Source organism: Stenotrophomonas sp. YJH_SMC_119 (assembly GCF_059368315.1).
The window spans coordinates 50147-65586 of sequence record NZ_JCAFRP010000017.1; the positions used below are offsets into that span (position 1 = coordinate 50147).

The window sequence follows — 15440 nt, forward strand, 5'->3', positions numbered from 1 at the left end:
CACCAAGCTTTTGATTTATTCCACATTTTTTAAAGCATAGGGGCACGGAACCACATGCGTTTCACACTGCAGCGCGAAGCCTTTCTCAAGCCGTTGGCACAGGTCGTCAACGTGGTCGAACGCCGCCAGACCCTTCCGGTTCTGGCCAATTTCCTGGTCCAGGTGCAGAACGGCCAGCTGTCGCTGACCGGTACCGACCTGGAAGTGGAGATGGTGTCGCGGATCGCGGTTGAAGATGCCCAGGACGGCGAAACCACCATTCCCGCCCGCAAGCTGTTCGAGATCATCCGCGCCCTGCCCGACGGCAGCCGGATTACCGTCTCGCAGACCGGTGACAAGATCACCGTGCAGGCCGGCCGCAGCCGCTTCACCCTGGCCACCCTGCCCTCCAACGACTTCCCGTCGGTGGACGAAGTGGAAGCCACCGAGCGCGTGGCCATCGGCGAAGCAACCCTGAAGGAACTGATCGAGCGCACTGCGTTCGCGATGGCCCAGCAGGACGTGCGCTACTACCTCAATGGCCTGCTGTTCGACCTGCGCGGCGATGCGCTGCGCACGGTCGCCACCGACGGCCATCGCCTGGCCCTGTGTGAAACCGATCTGGCCAAGCCCAGCGGTTCCAAGCGCCAGATCATCGTGCCGCGCAAGGGCGTGACCGAACTGCAGCGCCTGCTGGAGAGCGGCGATCGCGAGATCGAACTGGAAGTCGGCCGCAGCCACGTGCGCGTCAAGCGCGACGATGTCACCTTCACCTCGAAGCTGATCGACGGTCGTTTCCCGGATTACGAAGCGGTGATTCCGATCGGTGCCGACCGCGAAGTGAAGGTTGATCGTGAAGCACTGCGTGCCTCGCTGCAGCGCGCCGCGATCTTGTCCAATGAGAAGTACCGCGGCATCCGCGTGGAAGTCTCGCCGGGCAACCTGAAGATCAGCGCGCACAACCCGGAACAGGAAGAAGCCCAGGAAGAGATCGAAGCCGACACCACGGTCAGTGATCTGGCCATTGGCTTCAACGTGAACTACCTGCTGGACGCCCTCTCCGCGCTGCGCGATGAGGAGGTCATCATCCAGCTGCGCGATTCCAACTCTTCTGCGCTGGTTCGTGAATCCAGCAGCGAGAAGTCGCGTCACGTGGTGATGCCGCTGCGTCTCTGACAGCAGCCTGTTCCACGTGGAACCGAAGGACGCCCGGGATCTCCCCGGGCGTTTTTTTTTGCAGGTTCCACGTGGAGCATCGGGGATCGCGGAATCTCCAGGTCTGGGCGAATGTCTTGCTCGAGATTGCTGCTTGCCGATTGTTCCTGGTTGCCCCTCCGATGCAATCGGCCCTGCGCGTTAGGAATCCAGGTTGCTGACCTGGGCGCTGCCCAGCCAACTTCGGTCGAGTACGCAGTTCCGGGTCTTCAGCCTGATTGAGGGTGACCCGATCTGGTCGGATGGATGAAGCGGATCGCATCCGCTATCGCAGTGGTTGCTTCATCTGCAGACGTCACTGTCCACAGGGTTGGTTGGGGCCGGATCAGAGCTGGCCTAGCTTCTAAATCTGGGTATAAATCTAAAGCATGGTGGTGATGGTGGGCCCAGATTTCGTGGAAAAATGCATTATCCAATTGATTTTCAAGAGATTTATGGAGCTGAAACCCCCTGTATAGAGGCCCCTCAGGCTGGGGGGGAACCTGTGGATAGTTTGGCAGGTCGGGCAAAAGGGCTTTTTTATCCACAGTTTGCCCATACCTTGTGTATAAGTCATACAGACCCGCTGTGGACAGCGTGAAACGAACGGGCTGAATTCTTTGAAATCTGTGGAACCCTCCACGGCATCGCATCGTAGATTTCAAGAAATCCGCGCGGTGTTCGCGCAACCCACCGTCGAGGGCACCTGGCGATGCTCGCGGAATGAGGCTGAAATCGCTGAAATCTGAAGGCCTGTACCCTGCGCCGCCGCTCAGAATTCAAGGATTCCCGGGCATATCCAGACCCAGGCGAGCCCAGATGAGGGAGCGCCACCACGTGGAACACGCGTAGGGTTGCCAGGCGGAGGCTTCAGCACAGTGGCGATGTCTGGCGCGCCACGGCTGGCTTGACCGATGCAGTAAGCTGATGGATTCCCTGCCCCACTACCGCCTCGTGCGGATGGTCTTTCGCGCCCCATGCTTATCCGCCGCCTCGCCCTGCACCAACTGCGTCGCTTCAGTGCGGTGGACCTGTCGCCCCAGCCTGGATTGAACCTGCTGACCGGCGACAACGGTGCCGGCAAGACCAGCGTGCTCGAAGCCCTGCACCTGATGGCCTACGGGCGCAGCTTCCGTGGCCGAGTGCGTGACGGTCTGGTGCGCCAGGGCCAGGAAGCGTTGGAGATCTTCGTGGAATGGGACGAACAGCGTGCCGATCACCCGCCGCACCGCCGAAAGGCCGGGCTGCGCCACAGTGGCCAGGACTGGAAGGGGCGATTGGACGGTGAAGACGTCGCGCAGCTGGGCAATCTCTGCGCAGCGCTGGCCGTGGTGACGTTCGAGCCGGGGAGCCATGCACTGGTCAGTGGGGGTGGCGAACCCCGCCGGCGTTTCCTCGATTGGGGCTTGTTCCACGTGGAACCGGATTTTCTCTCCCTGTGGCGCCGCTATTCCCGGGCGCTGAAGCAGCGCAATGCTCTGCTCAAGCAGGGCGGGCCGTCGCGGATGCTCGATACCTGGGATCACGAGCTTGCCGAGGCCGGGGAACCGCTGACCAGCCGCCGTCAGCACTACCTGGAGCGTCTGCAGCAGCGCACAGTGGCCTTGGCCGCCAGCCTGGCTCCGCAACTCGGCATCCAGGGTCTGGAACTGAGCCCCGGTTGGCGGCGGCATGAGCTTCCCTTGGCCGATGCCCTGCTTCTGGCCCGCGAACGTGACCGGCAGGCCGGCTATACCTCGGTCGGCCCACACCGGGCAGACTGGAGTGTGGATTTCCACAGCATTCCGGGCCGTGATGCGTTGTCCCGTGGTCAGGCCAAGCTGACGGCATTGGCCTGCCTGCTGGCGCAGGCCGAGGACTATGCGGAACAGCGCGGCGAATGGCCGGTGATCGCGCTGGACGATCTGGCCTCGGAGCTGGATCGCACCCATCAGGCGCGGGTGCTGGAGCGCCTGCTCAATGGGCCGGCACAGATCTTCATCACCGCTACCGAAACCCCGGCGGCGCTGCTGGACCTGACCCACATCGCCCGGTTCCACGTGGAACATGCACAGATCATGGCTGTGCCATAGTGGGCACACCAGGGCCGCTCGACCCCGGCTGGTATAATTCGGGTTGGAATCCTTTCATTCTCGGCACATCGCTCCAAGCGGTGGCCGACCTGCGGAGCCTACGGCAAGCGCAATGAGCGACGAACAGAACACCCCGGCAAACAACGGCAATTACGACGCCAACAGCATTACCGCCCTGGAAGGCCTGGAGGCTGTCCGCAAGCGTCCCGGCATGTACATCGGTGACGTGCATGACGGCACCGGTCTGCACCACATGGTGTTCGAGGTCGTCGACAACTCGATCGACGAAGCGCTGGCCGGCCACGCCGACCACGTTGCGGTGACGATCCACGCCGACGGTTCGGTCTCGGTGTCCGACAACGGCCGTGGTATCCCGACTGGCAAGCACGAGCAGATGAGTGCCAAGCTCGGTCGCGAAGTGTCTGCAGCCGAAGTCGTCATGACCGTCCTGCACGCAGGCGGCAAGTTCGACGACAACAGCTACAAGGTTTCGGGCGGCCTGCATGGCGTCGGCGTCAGCGTGGTCAACGCGCTGTCGCAGAAGCTGCTGGTGGACGTGTTCCAGAACGGCTTCCACTACCAGCAGGAATTCAGCAACGGCGCCGCAGTGACCGCGCTGGCCAAGCTGGAAACCACCACCAAGCGCGGCACTACCGTGCGCTTCTGGCCGTCCACCGTCGCCTTCCACGACAACGTGGAGTTCCACTACGACATCCTGGCCCGCCGCCTGCGCGAACTGTCGTTCCTGAACTCCGGCGTCAAGATCGTCCTTGCCGACGAGCGTGGCGACGGCCGTCGCGATGACTTCCACTACGAGGGTGGCATCCGCAGCTTCGTGGAGCATCTGGCCCAGCTGAAGACGCCGCTGCACCCGAACGTCATTTCAGTCACCGGCGAGCACAACGGCATCGTCGTGGATGTGGCGCTGCAGTGGACCGACTCCTATCAGGAGACGATGTACTGCTTCACCAACAACATTCCGCAGAAGGACGGCGGTACCCACCTGGCCGGTTTCCGCGGTGCGCTGACCCGTGTGCTCAACAACTACATCGAGCAGAACGGCATCGCCAAGCAGGCCAAGATCAACCTGACGGGCGACGACATGCGAGAAGGCATGATCGCGGTGCTGTCGGTGAAGGTTCCGGACCCGAGCTTCTCCAGCCAGACCAAGGAAAAGCTGGTCAGCTCCGACGTGCGTCCGGCGGTGGAAAACGCCTTCGGTGCGCGCCTGGAAGAGTTCCTGCAGGAGAACCCGAACGAAGCCAAGGCGATCGCCGGCAAGATCGTCGACGCCGCGCGCGCACGTGAAGCGGCGCGAAAGGCCCGCGACCTGACCCGCCGCAAGGGCGCGCTGGATATCGCCGGCCTGCCGGGCAAGCTGGCCGACTGCCAGGAAAAGGATCCGGCGCTGTCCGAACTGTTCATCGTCGAGGGTGACTCGGCAGGTGGCTCGGCCAAGCAGGGCCGCAACCGCAAGAACCAGGCGGTGCTGCCGCTGCGCGGCAAGATCCTCAACGTGGAACGCGCGCGCTTCGACCGCATGCTGTCCTCCGACCAGGTCGGCACGCTGATCACGGCGCTGGGCACCGGCATCGGCCGAGACGAGTACAACCCGGACAAGCTGCGTTACCACAAGATCATCATCATGACCGACGCCGACGTCGACGGCGCCCACATCCGCACCCTGCTGCTGACGTTCTTCTACCGTCAGATGCCGGAGCTGATCGAGCGCGGTTACGTCTACATCGGCCTGCCGCCGTTGTACAAGATCAAGCAGGGCAAGCAGGAGCTGTACCTGAAGGACGACCCGGCGCTGGACAGCTACCTGGCCAGCAGCGCGGTGGAAAACGCTGCGCTGGTGCCGGCCACCGGCGAGCCTGGCATCGAAGGCCTTGCGCTGGAAAAGCTGCTGCTGGCCTACGCAGCCGCGCTGGATTCGATCGAGCGCAACGCACATCGCTACGACCGCAACCTGCTTGAAGCGCTGGTCGATTTCGTGCCGATGGACCTGGAAAGCCTGCGCGCTGCCGGCGAAGGCGAGGGCTTGGATGCACTGGCCAAGCGCCTCAACCAGGGCAGCCTGGGCAGCCCGCGTTTCACGCTGGAACTGCAGGAAGCCAACGACGAGCGCCCGGCCGCTGTGCTGGTGACCCGTCGCCACATGGGCGAACAGCACATCCAGGTGCTGCCGATGTCGGCCTTCGAAAGCGGCGAACTGCGCGCGATCCACCAGGCATCGAAGCTGCTGCACGGTCTGGTCCGCGAAGGCGCGACCATTTCCCGCGGTGCCAAGTCGATCGAAGTCGACAGCTTTGCCAAGGCACAGAACTGGCTGCTCGAGGAGGCCAAGCGCGGCCGCCAGATCCAGCGATTCAAGGGTCTGGGTGAAATGAATCCGGAGCAGCTGTGGGACACCACGGTGAATCCGGAAACCCGCCGACTGCTGCAGGTGCGTATCGAGGACGCTGTCGCAGCCGACCAGATCTTCAGCACCCTGATGGGCGATGTCGTCGAACCGCGTCGCGATTTCATCGAAGACAACGCGCTGAAGGTCGCAAACCTGGATATCTGACACAATCGGGACACGGCCGGCGCGCGGGGAGGCGCGCCGGCCTTCGACTCTTGAACACAGGTACCTGATGTCAGCATCCGCCCCGGTTTCCGCTCCGCCCCCGGTTCCGCCGGCTTCTGCCGCGCCGCGTGCTATTTCGCCGTTGGCGGGGTTCTTCATCGACCTGGGCATCGCCGCTGTCACCCTGTTCGGCCTGAGCCTGGTCAGCGGCCTGCTGTGGGGCCTGTACCGTGGCGTGGTGGTTGGTTACGCGAACGCGCAGGCTGGCGCTGGCGCACCCGACGCCAGTTCGGTCGCGGCGTCACTGGGCCAGCCCGGCGCGCTTGCGCAGATTCTCATGGCACTGTTCGCCACCGGTGGCGCCGCGTTGCTGCTGTACTTCTGGCGACGGCCGGCCAACGCCGCCGAGCGCCACGCCTCGCGCCAGGCGCTGCGCCGCCCCTCCACCTGGGGCTGGACCCTGCTGGTGGCGACCCTGATCGTGCTCGGCAGCAACGGCATCGCCTTCCTGGCCAAGCAGGTCGGCGTCGAGCCGGTCCCCACCAATCTGGCGCTGATGCAGAGCGCGATCGCACGTTTCCCGTTGTTCCTGGTGCTGTTCGCGGTGGTCCTGGCGCCGGCCTACGAGGAACTGCTGTTCCGCCGCGTGCTGTTTGGCCGCCTGTGGCAGGCCGGGCGGCCTGGGTTGGGCGTGGTACTGAGCAGCCTCGCATTTGCCCTGATCCATGAGATCCCTGGCACGAGTGCCAATGGCCCGGCCGAAATCGCACAGCTGTGGCTGGTCTATGGTGGCATGGGGGCCGCGTTCTGCTGGCTCTACCGGCGCACCGGCACGTTGTGGGCGGCGATCACCGCCCATGCGCTGAACAATGCGGTCGCCCTTGCGGCGATGGTGTTCCTGGGGTCAACGTAAGGCCGCGTCCGCTTGACGAAAGATTAAGCCGCTACGCTACACACTCCGCATATGAACACGGGGGAGTTTCCATGAAACAACTGCTGCTGGCCCTTGTCATCACCACCCTGGTCAGCGCCTGCGCGACCACCACCTCCCCTACCGGTCGCCGGCAGATGGTGGGCGGCGTCTCGCAGGCGCAGCTGGACCAGCTCGGCGCACAGGCGTTCGCCGAAACCAAGCAGAAGGAAAAGATCAGCACCGACGGCCGCCAGAACGGTTACGTGCAGTGCGTGGTCAACGCCCTGGTCGCGCAGCTGCCAGCTCAATACCGTGGCGTACGGTGGGAGACGGCGGTATTCGTCGACAAGGAACCCAACGCCTTCGCCCTGCCCGGCGGCAAGGTCGGCGTGAACACCGGCATCTTCACCGTGGCCAAGAACCAGGATCAGCTGGCTGCCGTGATCGGCCATGAAATCGGCCATGTCATCGCCCGCCACCACGAAGAGCGCATCACCCGCCAGATGGGTGCGCAGACCGGGCTGGCCGTGCTCGGCGCGCTGGCTGGCGCAGCCTACGGCGAAGGTGCTGCCAGCACCGTCAACCAGCTCGGTGGCATGGGCGCGCAGACTGCCTTCCTGCTGCCGGGCTCGCGGACGCAGGAAAGCGAGGCTGACGTGATCGGCCAGCGGCTGATGGCCCAGGCCGGATTCAATCCGGCGCAGGCGGTCGACCTGTGGCAGAACATGATGGCCGCCAGCGGCGGTCGCAGCCCGCAATGGCTGTCCACCCACCCGGATCCGGCCAACCGGATCCAGGAACTGCGACGTGATGCCCCGGGCCTGACGCCGGTCTATCAGCAGGCGCAGGCGGCCGGGCTACGGCCAAAGTGCGGATGAGTGCGCAGTTCTATGCTGTATTGCAGCACATAAAACGATTTCTCACGCCATCTGTTTCTGATACGTTTGGCGGCTCAGATTTTTCTGACAGTCCGACTTTGCCGCTAACCGGCGGTTCGATCGAGGTGAACGATGATTTTCCGTAACCACAAAGCTGTGCTTTCCGTCCTCGTCGCGACCGCCCTGACCGGCGCCGTGGTCACCGATGCCTTCGCGCAGTCCTCGCGTTCCTCCGAGCGCGGCAACCGTGGCGGCAAGCAGGCCAAGGCCGAGGCGCTGTACCCGAACGCGACCCGCCAGGAGCCGACGGTCAAGGCTTCGGCCAAGATGGGCAGCAAGCTGCAGAAAATGATCGACAGCTACAACAAGGAAAAGTTCCCGGAAACCCGCACCCAGGCCGACGCCATCCTGGCTGACAGCGCCGCGAACGAGTACGACAAGTCGCTGGCCGCGCAGCTGGCCTCGCAGGCTGCCTACCAGACCGATGACGCCCCGGCTGCCATCGCCTACCTGAAGCAGGTCCTGCAGTTCAACGGCCTGGACAACAACGGCCACTTCCAGTCGATGCTGATGCTGGGCCAGTTGCAGCTGCAGGAAGACCAGACAGCCGAAGGCCTGGCAACCCTCGACAAGTACTTCGCCGAGAGCAAGTCGACCAAGCCGGAAGAACTGATCGCCAAGGGCCAGGCGCTGTACCAGCTGGAGCGCTACCAGGAAGCGATTCCGGTGCTGAAGCAGGCCATCGCCGGCTCCGCCGAACCGAAGGACAACTGGAACCAGCTGCTGATGGCGGCCCTGTCCGAAGCCGGCCAGTCCGGCGAAGCAGTCAAGGAAGCCGAGGCGCTGGCCGCCAAGAACCCGAACGACAAGAAGGCCCAGCTGAACCTGGCCAGCATGTACATGCAGGCCGACCAGATGGACAAGGCGGCCGCGGTGATGGACAAGCTGCGCAGCAGCGGCCAGCTCACCGAAGAGCGCGAGTACAAGCAGCTGTACTCCATCTATGCCAACACCGACAAAAAGGAAAAGGACGTCATCGCGGTCATCAACGAAGGGTTGCAGAAGGGCATCCTGAAGCCGGACTACCAGGTTTACCTGGCGCTGGCCCAGTCCTACTACTACTCCGACCAGGTGCCGCAGGCGATCGATGCGTGGCAGAAGGCTGCCCCGCTGTCCAAGGACGGTGAGACCTACCTGAACCTGGCACGCGTCCTGCATGCCGAAGGTCGCATCCCGGAGGCCAAGCAGGCCGCCCAGCAGGCGCTGGCGAAGGGTGTGAAGAACCAGGCTGATGCCAAGAAAATCATCAACCTGAAGTAAGTAGGAATAACGCCTGAATGCCTGCCCAGTTGATGCGCAGGCGCTCAGGATTGGTATAAGCTTGGAGGTTCCTGCGGTGTCATGCACCGCTGATCAGGGATTCCGCCCCCGGCATCCCGGCCCCACTATTGAGCTCTTGGCGCATGACGGAACAACTAGTCGTTCACCGGTACGAACAACCCGATGACAAGGGGCTGAGCTGGCCTCGCATCGTCGGCATCGCGTTTGTAATTGCCCTGCATCTGGCCGCCTTCATGATGCTCCTCATTCCCGCCGTGGCTCCCAAGGCCGTGGCTGAGAAGGAGCGCAACGTCATGGTGACCATCGTCGATGCGCCGCCGCCGCCGCCCCCGCCGCCGCCGCCGCCGCCGACCGATACTCCGCCGCCGCCGGTGAAGAATCTGTCGCCGCCGAAGCCGTCGCCGGTCCCGCCGCCGCCGCAGGCGCCGGTCGTGGACGTGCCGGAGCCGCGCCCGAGCGATATCGTCACCCCGCCGTCGCCCCCCGCGCCGCCGGCACCTGCGACCTCGATCGAGGCCAGCGTGGACATCTCGTCGAAGGCCATGAATCCGCCGCGCTACCCGCCGGCCGCCTTCCGCGCGGGTATCCAGGGCGAAGTGATCCTGATCATTGATGTCGATGCCAACGGCAACGTCACCAATGTCACGGTGGAAAAGTCCAGCCGTAACCGCGACCTGGACCGTGCCGCGATGGAAGCGGCTCGCAAGTGGCGCTTCAACGCCGCTGAATCTGGCGGTAAGAAGGCGGCAGGTCGCGTTCGCGTCCCGGTCAACTTTGCGCTGAACTGATGCGCCCGGGTGGCCGCATGGCCACCCCCGCTCCCGGTTCGATTGTTTAGCTTAGCTACACCCTTTATCACCACACACAACAAAGGTAAGCGTCATGCTGCAGGAAATTTTCATCGCCGCTGCTGCCGGGGGCAATCCGTCCAACGCCCTGTCGCAGATGGGCTTCGAGCACCTGATCCACGAAATGACCACCAAGCCGGGTGATTTCGCGGTTTCCTGGGTCGTGCTGCTGACCCTGATCGCCATGTCGGCCATGTCCTGGTACTGGACCGTCATCAACATCTTCCGTGCGACCCGCCTGAAGAGCGCTGCTGATCGCGTCGTCAGCCTGTTCTGGGATACCCCGAACGCGCAGGACGCCATCCGTGCCATGGAAGAGCAGCCGGCTTCGGAGCCGTTCTCGAAGATCGCCCTGGACGCTGCCCAGGCTGCTGCGCACCACCAGCGCGCTGAAGGCGGCGCCACCGGCGGCGTGGGTGAGAACCTGAGCCGTTCGGAGTTCGTCGACCGCGCCCTGCGCCAGGCCGTCACCCGCGAAAGCAACAAGCTGCAGTCGGGCATGACCCTGCTGGCCACCGTCGGCGCGACCGCTCCGTTCGTCGGTCTGCTGGGTACCGTGTGGGGCATCTACGGCGCCCTGATCAAGATCGGTGCCACCGGCTCCGCTTCGATCGACGCCGTTGCCGGCCCGGTGGGTGAAGCGCTGATCATGACCGCGATCGGTCTGTTCGTCGCGATCCCGGCCGTGTTCGCCTTCAACTTCTTCAGCAAGATCAACAGCGCGACCATCAGCAAGTTCGATACCTTCGCGCACGACCTGCACGACTTCTTCGCCACCGGCTCGCGCGTCCGCTAATTGCGGCGCGCGTCACCCAGCGACGAACGTAAGTAGTCACCAAGATCTAGACGGAGCCCGTTATGGCTTTCAGTAGTGGTAACAGCGGCGGCCCCATGGCCGACATCAACGTTACGCCCCTCGTGGACGTGATGCTGGTGCTGCTGATCATCTTCATCATCACGGCGCCCCTGATGTCCCACAAGGTCAAGGTGGATCTGCCGGAAGCCAACCTGATCCAGAAGCCGGAAGACGCTGAAAAGCGTTCCGGACCGATCACCCTGGCAGTCAAGGAAGACGGCTCGATCTACTGGAACGACGAAGAAATCAACAAGCAGACTCTCGAGTCGCGCTTGGCGACCGCCGCCCAGCAGACCCCGCAGCCGCCGCTGAACCTGCGTGGTGACCGCACCACCAAGATGCGCGTCATCAACGACCTGACCAAGGTCGCGCAGGAGCAGGGCATGCTGGACGTCGGCTTCGTCGCGACCAAAGAAAAGGGGCAATAAGCCATGGCATTCAGTAGTGGTGGTGGCAAGGGCCCCATGGCAGACATCAACGTCACGCCCCTCGTGGACGTGATGCTGGTTCTGCTGATCATCTTCATCGTGACCGCGCCGATCATGACGTACCCGATCGCCGTCGACCTGCCGCAGCGCGTGCTCAACCCACCGCCGCAGCTGGTCGAACCGCCGCCGCCGATCGAACTGAAGATCGACGCCAGCAACCAGGTCTCGTGGAACAACAGCCCGATCAATACCAGCGAGCTGCAGCAGCGGATGGAGCAGGAGGTCCAGCGTGACCCGACCAACCAGCCGGAACTGCGCATCGACGCCAGCCCGGATTCCGAGTACGACGTGATGGCCAAGGTTCTGGCCGCCGCGAAGAATGCTCAGATGAAGAAGATCGGTTTTGTGCAGCAGTAATCGCTACACCGCAACACAACAGTCATGACGCGACTGCAGACGCCCCTGGAGACAGGGGCGTTTTTTTTTATGCCTGCCGGCCTGGACCGCTATGATCGGCGGATGCTCGCCCTCTTCGACTCCCTGCGTCATTGGCTCGACGGCATCGCCCACCTTGGCTCGATCCTGGCGGTGGCCTACCTGCTGTATCTGTTCGCGCTGGCGGGCTGGATCATGCTGCAGAAGCGTGAGCCGGTCGCCACGCTGAGCTGGATCCTGTCGTTGGCGCTGCTGCCCTACCTCGGCTTGTTCATCTACTACCTGCTGGGCCCGCAGAAGGTGAAGCGGCAACGGCTGCGCCGCGGACGCGCACGTTCGGGCATGGAGCACTACAGCGATGTCTGCCCACCGGATGCCGACTGCACCGAGCTGGCCAAGATCGCGCAGGCCACCACGGGCCTGGCGCCGAGCAGCGCGACCGAAGTGACCTGGCTGGTGGATGGTGCCGCTACCTACGCCGCTCTGTTGGAAGCGGTGGCGCAGGCTCGCGATCACGTGCACCTGGAGTACTACATCTTCAATCCGGACCATGCCGGTACCGCCCTGCGCGACGCCCTGGTCGAGCGCGCCCGTGCCGGCGTGCAGGTGCGCCTGCTGCTGGATGCAGTGGGTTCTTCCGCCCTGCCTCGCCGCTTCCTGCAGCCCCTGATCGATGCCGGTGGCGAGGCGGTCTGGTTCCATCCGCGGCAGCTGCTGAAGCCGTTCAAGCGGCCGTGGTTGAACCTGCGTACGCACCGCAAGCTGGTGATCGTCGATGGCCGGCTGGCCTTCACCGGTGGCATCAATATCACCGACGATGAAGACGAGAGCCGCAAGCCGAACGCCTACCGCGACCTGCACATGCGCATCCGCGGCCACGTCGTGCGCAGCCTGCAGCTGGTGTTCGCCGAGGACTGGCTCTACGCCAGTGGCCAGGATCCCTCGCGCATGGACATTGCCCGTCTGTGGCCGGCCGACATGCCGCTGCGCGGCGATGGTGCGATCAACGCCCAGGTGCTGGTCTCCGGCCCGGACTCGGGCTGGGAAACGATCCACCGCCTGCACGTGGCGGCCATCCAGGAAGCACACGAGCGCGTGTGGCTGGTGACGCCCTACTTCGTGCCGGGCGAAGCGGCGCGGATGGCGCTGACTTCGGCGGCACTGGGTGGACTGGACGTGCGCCTGCTGGTGCCGAAGATGAGCGACTCCTGGTTTGTCACCCAGGCCGCGCGCTCCTATTTCGACGAACTGCTGCACGCCGGGGTGAAGATCTACGAGTACGGCCCGCGCATGCTGCATACCAAGGCTTTCATCGCCGACGACGATGTCTGCATCGTTGGCAGCGCCAACTTCGACCACCGCAGCTTCCGCCTGAACTTCGAGCTGTCGATGATGATCAGCGACCGTGACCGCGTCGCCGCTCTGGCCGGGCTGCTGCAGGGAGAGTTCGACCGCGCCACCCGCGTGCACGACCAGGCCGGCCGTTCGCTGTGGCTGCACCGCCTGCCCGAGGCCTTCGCCCGGCTGGCCTCGCCGCTGCTCTGACGCAGCGCTACACTGCGGCGATCATCCGGGGAGCCCGACTATGTACTGGTTGTACCTGCTGCTGGCGCTGGGCTGTTTCGCCTTCGCCCTGAAGACCCCCAGCGCCGCATTGATGACCCTGTGCCTGCTGGCCGCCCTCGCCTTCCTGCTGGCCTGGGTGCGCGGTCGCTATGTAGCCCGCTTCGGCGACCTTCAGCGGGACCCTGCCACCCTTGTCGATGCCGAGGAGCTGCGCCGCCTGCGCGAGCAGGCCCAGGCCCGCCGCAATGCCGACGCCAACGACCACGATCCGTCCCCTCTTTCCAAGTAGTTCCGTTCCATGACCCAGCTCAGCGTCAACGTCAACAAGATCGCCGTCCTGCGCAATTCGCGCGGCGGCGCCGAACCGGACGTGGTGCGCGCCGCCCAGGCCTGCCTGGATGCCGGTGCACATGGCATCACCGTGCACCCGCGGCCGGACCGCCGCCATATCACCGCCGAGGACGTGCTGGCGCTGTCCACGCTGACCCGCGCGCGTGGTGTCGAGTTCAACATCGAAGGCAACCCGTTCGCACCGCCGCGCGAGGGCTACCCAGGCCTGCTGCCGCTGTGCGCGCAGACCCGCCCGGCGCAGGCGACGCTGGTGCCGGATGGCGATGGACAGATCACCTCCGACCATGGCTTCGACTTCGAGCGGGATGCCGAGCGGCTGCGACCACTGGTCGCCGAACTGAAGGCGATGGGCTGCCGGGTCAGCCTGTTCGTCGATGCTGGCAACCCACTGCTGGAGCAGGCGGCCGAAGTCGGTGCAGATCGTGTCGAGCTGTATACCGGCCCCTACGCCGAAGCACACGCGGCCGGCGACGCTGCGGCGATGCTGGAACTGTTCGCCACTGCGGCGCGGCGGGCGCAGGCGATGGGCCTGGGCGTCAACGCCGGGCACGACCTGTCACAGGACAACCTACGCGATTTCCTGGCCCACGTGCCGGACGTGCTGGAGGTGTCGATCGGTCACGCGCTGATCGGTGAGGCGCTGTACGACGGCTTGGATGCCACCGTGCGCGGGTACCTGGCGTTGCTCTGACCGCTCTCCTGTAGCGTTGAGCCATGCTCGACGCAGCACCGCGCTGAACCCTTCAGGCAGCCGTCGCAGCCATTGAGACGGCTGCGGCGTAACCTGCCGCAATGGGTATCGCGATCAAGGGCCGAGGTTCCACGTCCCACCTTGCCGGGCGCTTTGAAAGCACCGTCAGCGAGGCGGTGGACGACGGCTGGGCGGTCGATGAGAGCGAGGAATTCCTCGCCCCGCGTCTGCGCACTGAAGTACGTGCCGAGACCGCACGCAGCATCATCAGCCGCAACACCTCACCGGACGTCGGCTTCAGCCAATCGGTGAATCCGTACCGCGGTTGTGAGCATGGCTGCTCCTACTGCTTCGCGCGCCCCTCGCACGCCTATCTGAACCTGTCGCCAGGCCTGGACTTCGAGACCAAGCTGTTCGCCAAGACCAATGCGCCGCAGCTGCTGCGCAAGGAGTTGTCGAAGCCGGGTTACGTGCCGCAACCGATCGCGCTGGGCATCAACACCGATGCGTACCAGCCGATCGAACGCAAGTTCAAGCTCACCCGCCAGCTGATCGAAGTGATGCTGGAAACCAAGCATCCGTTCTCGCTGATCACCAAGAACGCACTGGTCGAACGTGACATCGATCTGCTCGCACCGCTGGCGGCGGAGAACCTGGTCAGCGTGCATTTCTCGGTGACCTCGCTGGACCCGCATCTCTCCGCAAAGCTGGAGCCACGCGCGTCGGCGCCGCATGCACGGCTGCGTGCGATGAAGCGCCTGCATGAAGCGGGCATTCCGGTGGGTGTGATGGTGGCGCCGGTGATCCCGTGGATCAACGACAGCGAACTGGAAGCCGTGCTGGAGGCCGCGCACGATGCTGGCGCCAGCACCGCAGGCTACGTGCTGCTGCGCCTGCCGCTGGAAGTGGCCCCGCTGTTCCGCGACTGGTTGGACACCCACCATCCCGATCGCGCCGCGCACGTGATGAGCACCATCCAGCAGCTGCGCGGCGGCAAGGATTACGACAGCCAGTTCGGCACCCGCATGCGTGGCCAGGGCGTGTATGCCGATCTGTTGAACAACCGCTTCAAGCTGGCGCGAAAGCGTCTCGGCTTCAATGCGCAGAACAGCCATTGGCCGAAGCTGGATTGCAGCCGGTTCGTGAAGCCGCTGACGCCGAAGAAGGATTCGCCGCAGGGAAGTCTGTTCTAGAACGCTGGACCGCTGCCCGGCTTACCGGCAACAATCTGCGCTTGGCCGGATGGCCTGCAAGCCAGGGAGGGATGCAGATGGATGACCCAGGATCCGTGACAGTGCGATGCCGTTCGCTTGACG

The 15440-nt window shown here is 64.4% G+C and carries 14 protein-coding genes; all 14 read left to right on the top strand.

Annotated elements, in window-relative coordinates; genetic code table 11:
• Positions 1 to 54 precede the first annotated feature (54 nt).
• The 14 genes from dnaN to AC5P6S_RS19225 all read left to right on the top strand — a co-directional run bounded on the left by dnaN (position 55) and on the right by AC5P6S_RS19225 (position 15317).
• Positions 55 to 1155 (top strand): DNA polymerase III subunit beta, encoded by a 1101-nt coding sequence (gene dnaN / locus AC5P6S_RS19160; RefSeq protein ID WP_005411731.1) that lies wholly within the window; start codon positions 55 to 57, stop codon positions 1153 to 1155.
• A 995-nt stretch (positions 1156 to 2150) separates the two neighbouring features.
• Positions 2151 to 3245 (top strand): DNA replication/repair protein RecF, encoded by a 1095-nt coding sequence (gene recF / locus AC5P6S_RS19165; RefSeq protein WP_049460369.1) that lies wholly within the window; start codon positions 2151 to 2153, stop codon positions 3243 to 3245.
• A gap of 112 nt (positions 3246 to 3357) precedes the next feature.
• On the top strand, positions 3358 to 5817 hold the full coding sequence (gyrB, locus tag AC5P6S_RS19170) for a DNA topoisomerase (ATP-hydrolyzing) subunit B (RefSeq protein ID WP_005411733.1): 2460 nt from the start codon (positions 3358 to 3360) through the stop codon (positions 5815 to 5817).
• A 67-nt stretch (positions 5818 to 5884) separates the two neighbouring features.
• On the top strand, positions 5885 to 6730 hold the full coding sequence (locus AC5P6S_RS19175) for a CPBP family intramembrane glutamic endopeptidase (RefSeq protein ID WP_329755419.1): 846 nt from the start codon (positions 5885 to 5887) through the stop codon (positions 6728 to 6730).
• A gap of 71 nt (positions 6731 to 6801) precedes the next feature.
• Positions 6802 to 7608: a M48 family metallopeptidase gene (locus AC5P6S_RS19180; RefSeq protein ID WP_005411735.1), complete on the top strand. Its 807-nt coding sequence runs from the start codon at positions 6802 to 6804 to the stop codon at positions 7606 to 7608.
• Between the two features lie 132 nt (positions 7609 to 7740).
• Positions 7741 to 8928, top strand: a complete 1188-nt coding sequence (locus AC5P6S_RS19185) for a tetratricopeptide repeat protein (protein ID WP_005411736.1) — start codon at positions 7741 to 7743, stop codon at positions 8926 to 8928.
• Between the two features lie 143 nt (positions 8929 to 9071).
• Positions 9072 to 9737 (top strand): energy transducer TonB, encoded by a 666-nt coding sequence (locus AC5P6S_RS19190; protein ID WP_164225556.1) that lies wholly within the window; start codon positions 9072 to 9074, stop codon positions 9735 to 9737.
• Positions 9738 to 9831: 94 nt separating this feature from the next.
• Entirely contained in the window at positions 9832 to 10593 is a 762-nt protein-coding gene (gene exbB, locus AC5P6S_RS19195) for a TonB-system energizer ExbB (RefSeq protein ID WP_005411738.1), read from the top strand.
• 62 nt (positions 10594 to 10655) lie between these two features.
• Positions 10656 to 11081: an ExbD/TolR family protein gene (locus AC5P6S_RS19200; protein WP_005411739.1), complete on the top strand. Its 426-nt coding sequence runs from the start codon at positions 10656 to 10658 to the stop codon at positions 11079 to 11081.
• A 3-nt stretch (positions 11082 to 11084) separates the two neighbouring features.
• On the top strand, positions 11085 to 11498 hold the full coding sequence (locus AC5P6S_RS19205) for an ExbD/TolR family protein (RefSeq protein ID WP_005411740.1): 414 nt from the start codon (positions 11085 to 11087) through the stop codon (positions 11496 to 11498).
• Between the two features lie 102 nt (positions 11499 to 11600).
• On the top strand, positions 11601 to 13061 hold the full coding sequence (gene cls, locus AC5P6S_RS19210; protein WP_012478630.1) for a cardiolipin synthase: 1461 nt from the start codon (positions 11601 to 11603) through the stop codon (positions 13059 to 13061).
• 40 nt (positions 13062 to 13101) lie between these two features.
• Positions 13102 to 13371, top strand: a complete 270-nt coding sequence (locus AC5P6S_RS19215) for a hypothetical protein (protein ID WP_012478631.1) — start codon at positions 13102 to 13104, stop codon at positions 13369 to 13371.
• Between the two features lie 9 nt (positions 13372 to 13380).
• The gene (locus tag AC5P6S_RS19220) at positions 13381 to 14124 is read left to right on the top strand and encodes a pyridoxine 5'-phosphate synthase (protein WP_012478632.1); all 744 of its coding nucleotides are present in this window, start codon (positions 13381 to 13383) and stop codon (positions 14122 to 14124) included.
• 101 nt (positions 14125 to 14225) lie between these two features.
• Positions 14226 to 15317, top strand: coding sequence for a PA0069 family radical SAM protein (locus AC5P6S_RS19225; RefSeq protein ID WP_049395276.1), 1092 nt, complete (start codon positions 14226 to 14228; stop codon positions 15315 to 15317).
• The last annotated feature ends 123 nt before the right edge of the window (positions 15318 to 15440 follow it).

Coding starts and splice junctions, on each gene's coding strand:
- dnaN (WP_005411731.1), top strand. CDS start 55: ATGCGTTTCACACTGCAGCGCGAAGCCTTTCTCAAGCCGTTGGCACAG.
- recF (WP_049460369.1), top strand. CDS start 2,151: ATGCTTATCCGCCGCCTCGCCCTGCACCAACTGCGTCGCTTCAGTGCG.
- gyrB (WP_005411733.1), top strand. CDS start 3,358: ATGAGCGACGAACAGAACACCCCGGCAAACAACGGCAATTACGACGCC.
- AC5P6S_RS19175 (WP_329755419.1), top strand. CDS start 5,885: ATGTCAGCATCCGCCCCGGTTTCCGCTCCGCCCCCGGTTCCGCCGGCT.
- AC5P6S_RS19180 (WP_005411735.1), top strand. CDS start 6,802: ATGAAACAACTGCTGCTGGCCCTTGTCATCACCACCCTGGTCAGCGCC.
- AC5P6S_RS19185 (WP_005411736.1), top strand. CDS start 7,741: ATGATTTTCCGTAACCACAAAGCTGTGCTTTCCGTCCTCGTCGCGACC.
- AC5P6S_RS19190 (WP_164225556.1), top strand. CDS start 9,072: ATGACGGAACAACTAGTCGTTCACCGGTACGAACAACCCGATGACAAG.
- exbB (WP_005411738.1), top strand. CDS start 9,832: ATGCTGCAGGAAATTTTCATCGCCGCTGCTGCCGGGGGCAATCCGTCC.
- AC5P6S_RS19200 (WP_005411739.1), top strand. CDS start 10,656: ATGGCTTTCAGTAGTGGTAACAGCGGCGGCCCCATGGCCGACATCAAC.
- AC5P6S_RS19205 (WP_005411740.1), top strand. CDS start 11,085: ATGGCATTCAGTAGTGGTGGTGGCAAGGGCCCCATGGCAGACATCAAC.
- cls (WP_012478630.1), top strand. CDS start 11,601: ATGCTCGCCCTCTTCGACTCCCTGCGTCATTGGCTCGACGGCATCGCC.
- AC5P6S_RS19215 (WP_012478631.1), top strand. CDS start 13,102: ATGTACTGGTTGTACCTGCTGCTGGCGCTGGGCTGTTTCGCCTTCGCC.
- AC5P6S_RS19220 (WP_012478632.1), top strand. CDS start 13,381: ATGACCCAGCTCAGCGTCAACGTCAACAAGATCGCCGTCCTGCGCAAT.
- AC5P6S_RS19225 (WP_049395276.1), top strand. CDS start 14,226: ATGGGTATCGCGATCAAGGGCCGAGGTTCCACGTCCCACCTTGCCGGG.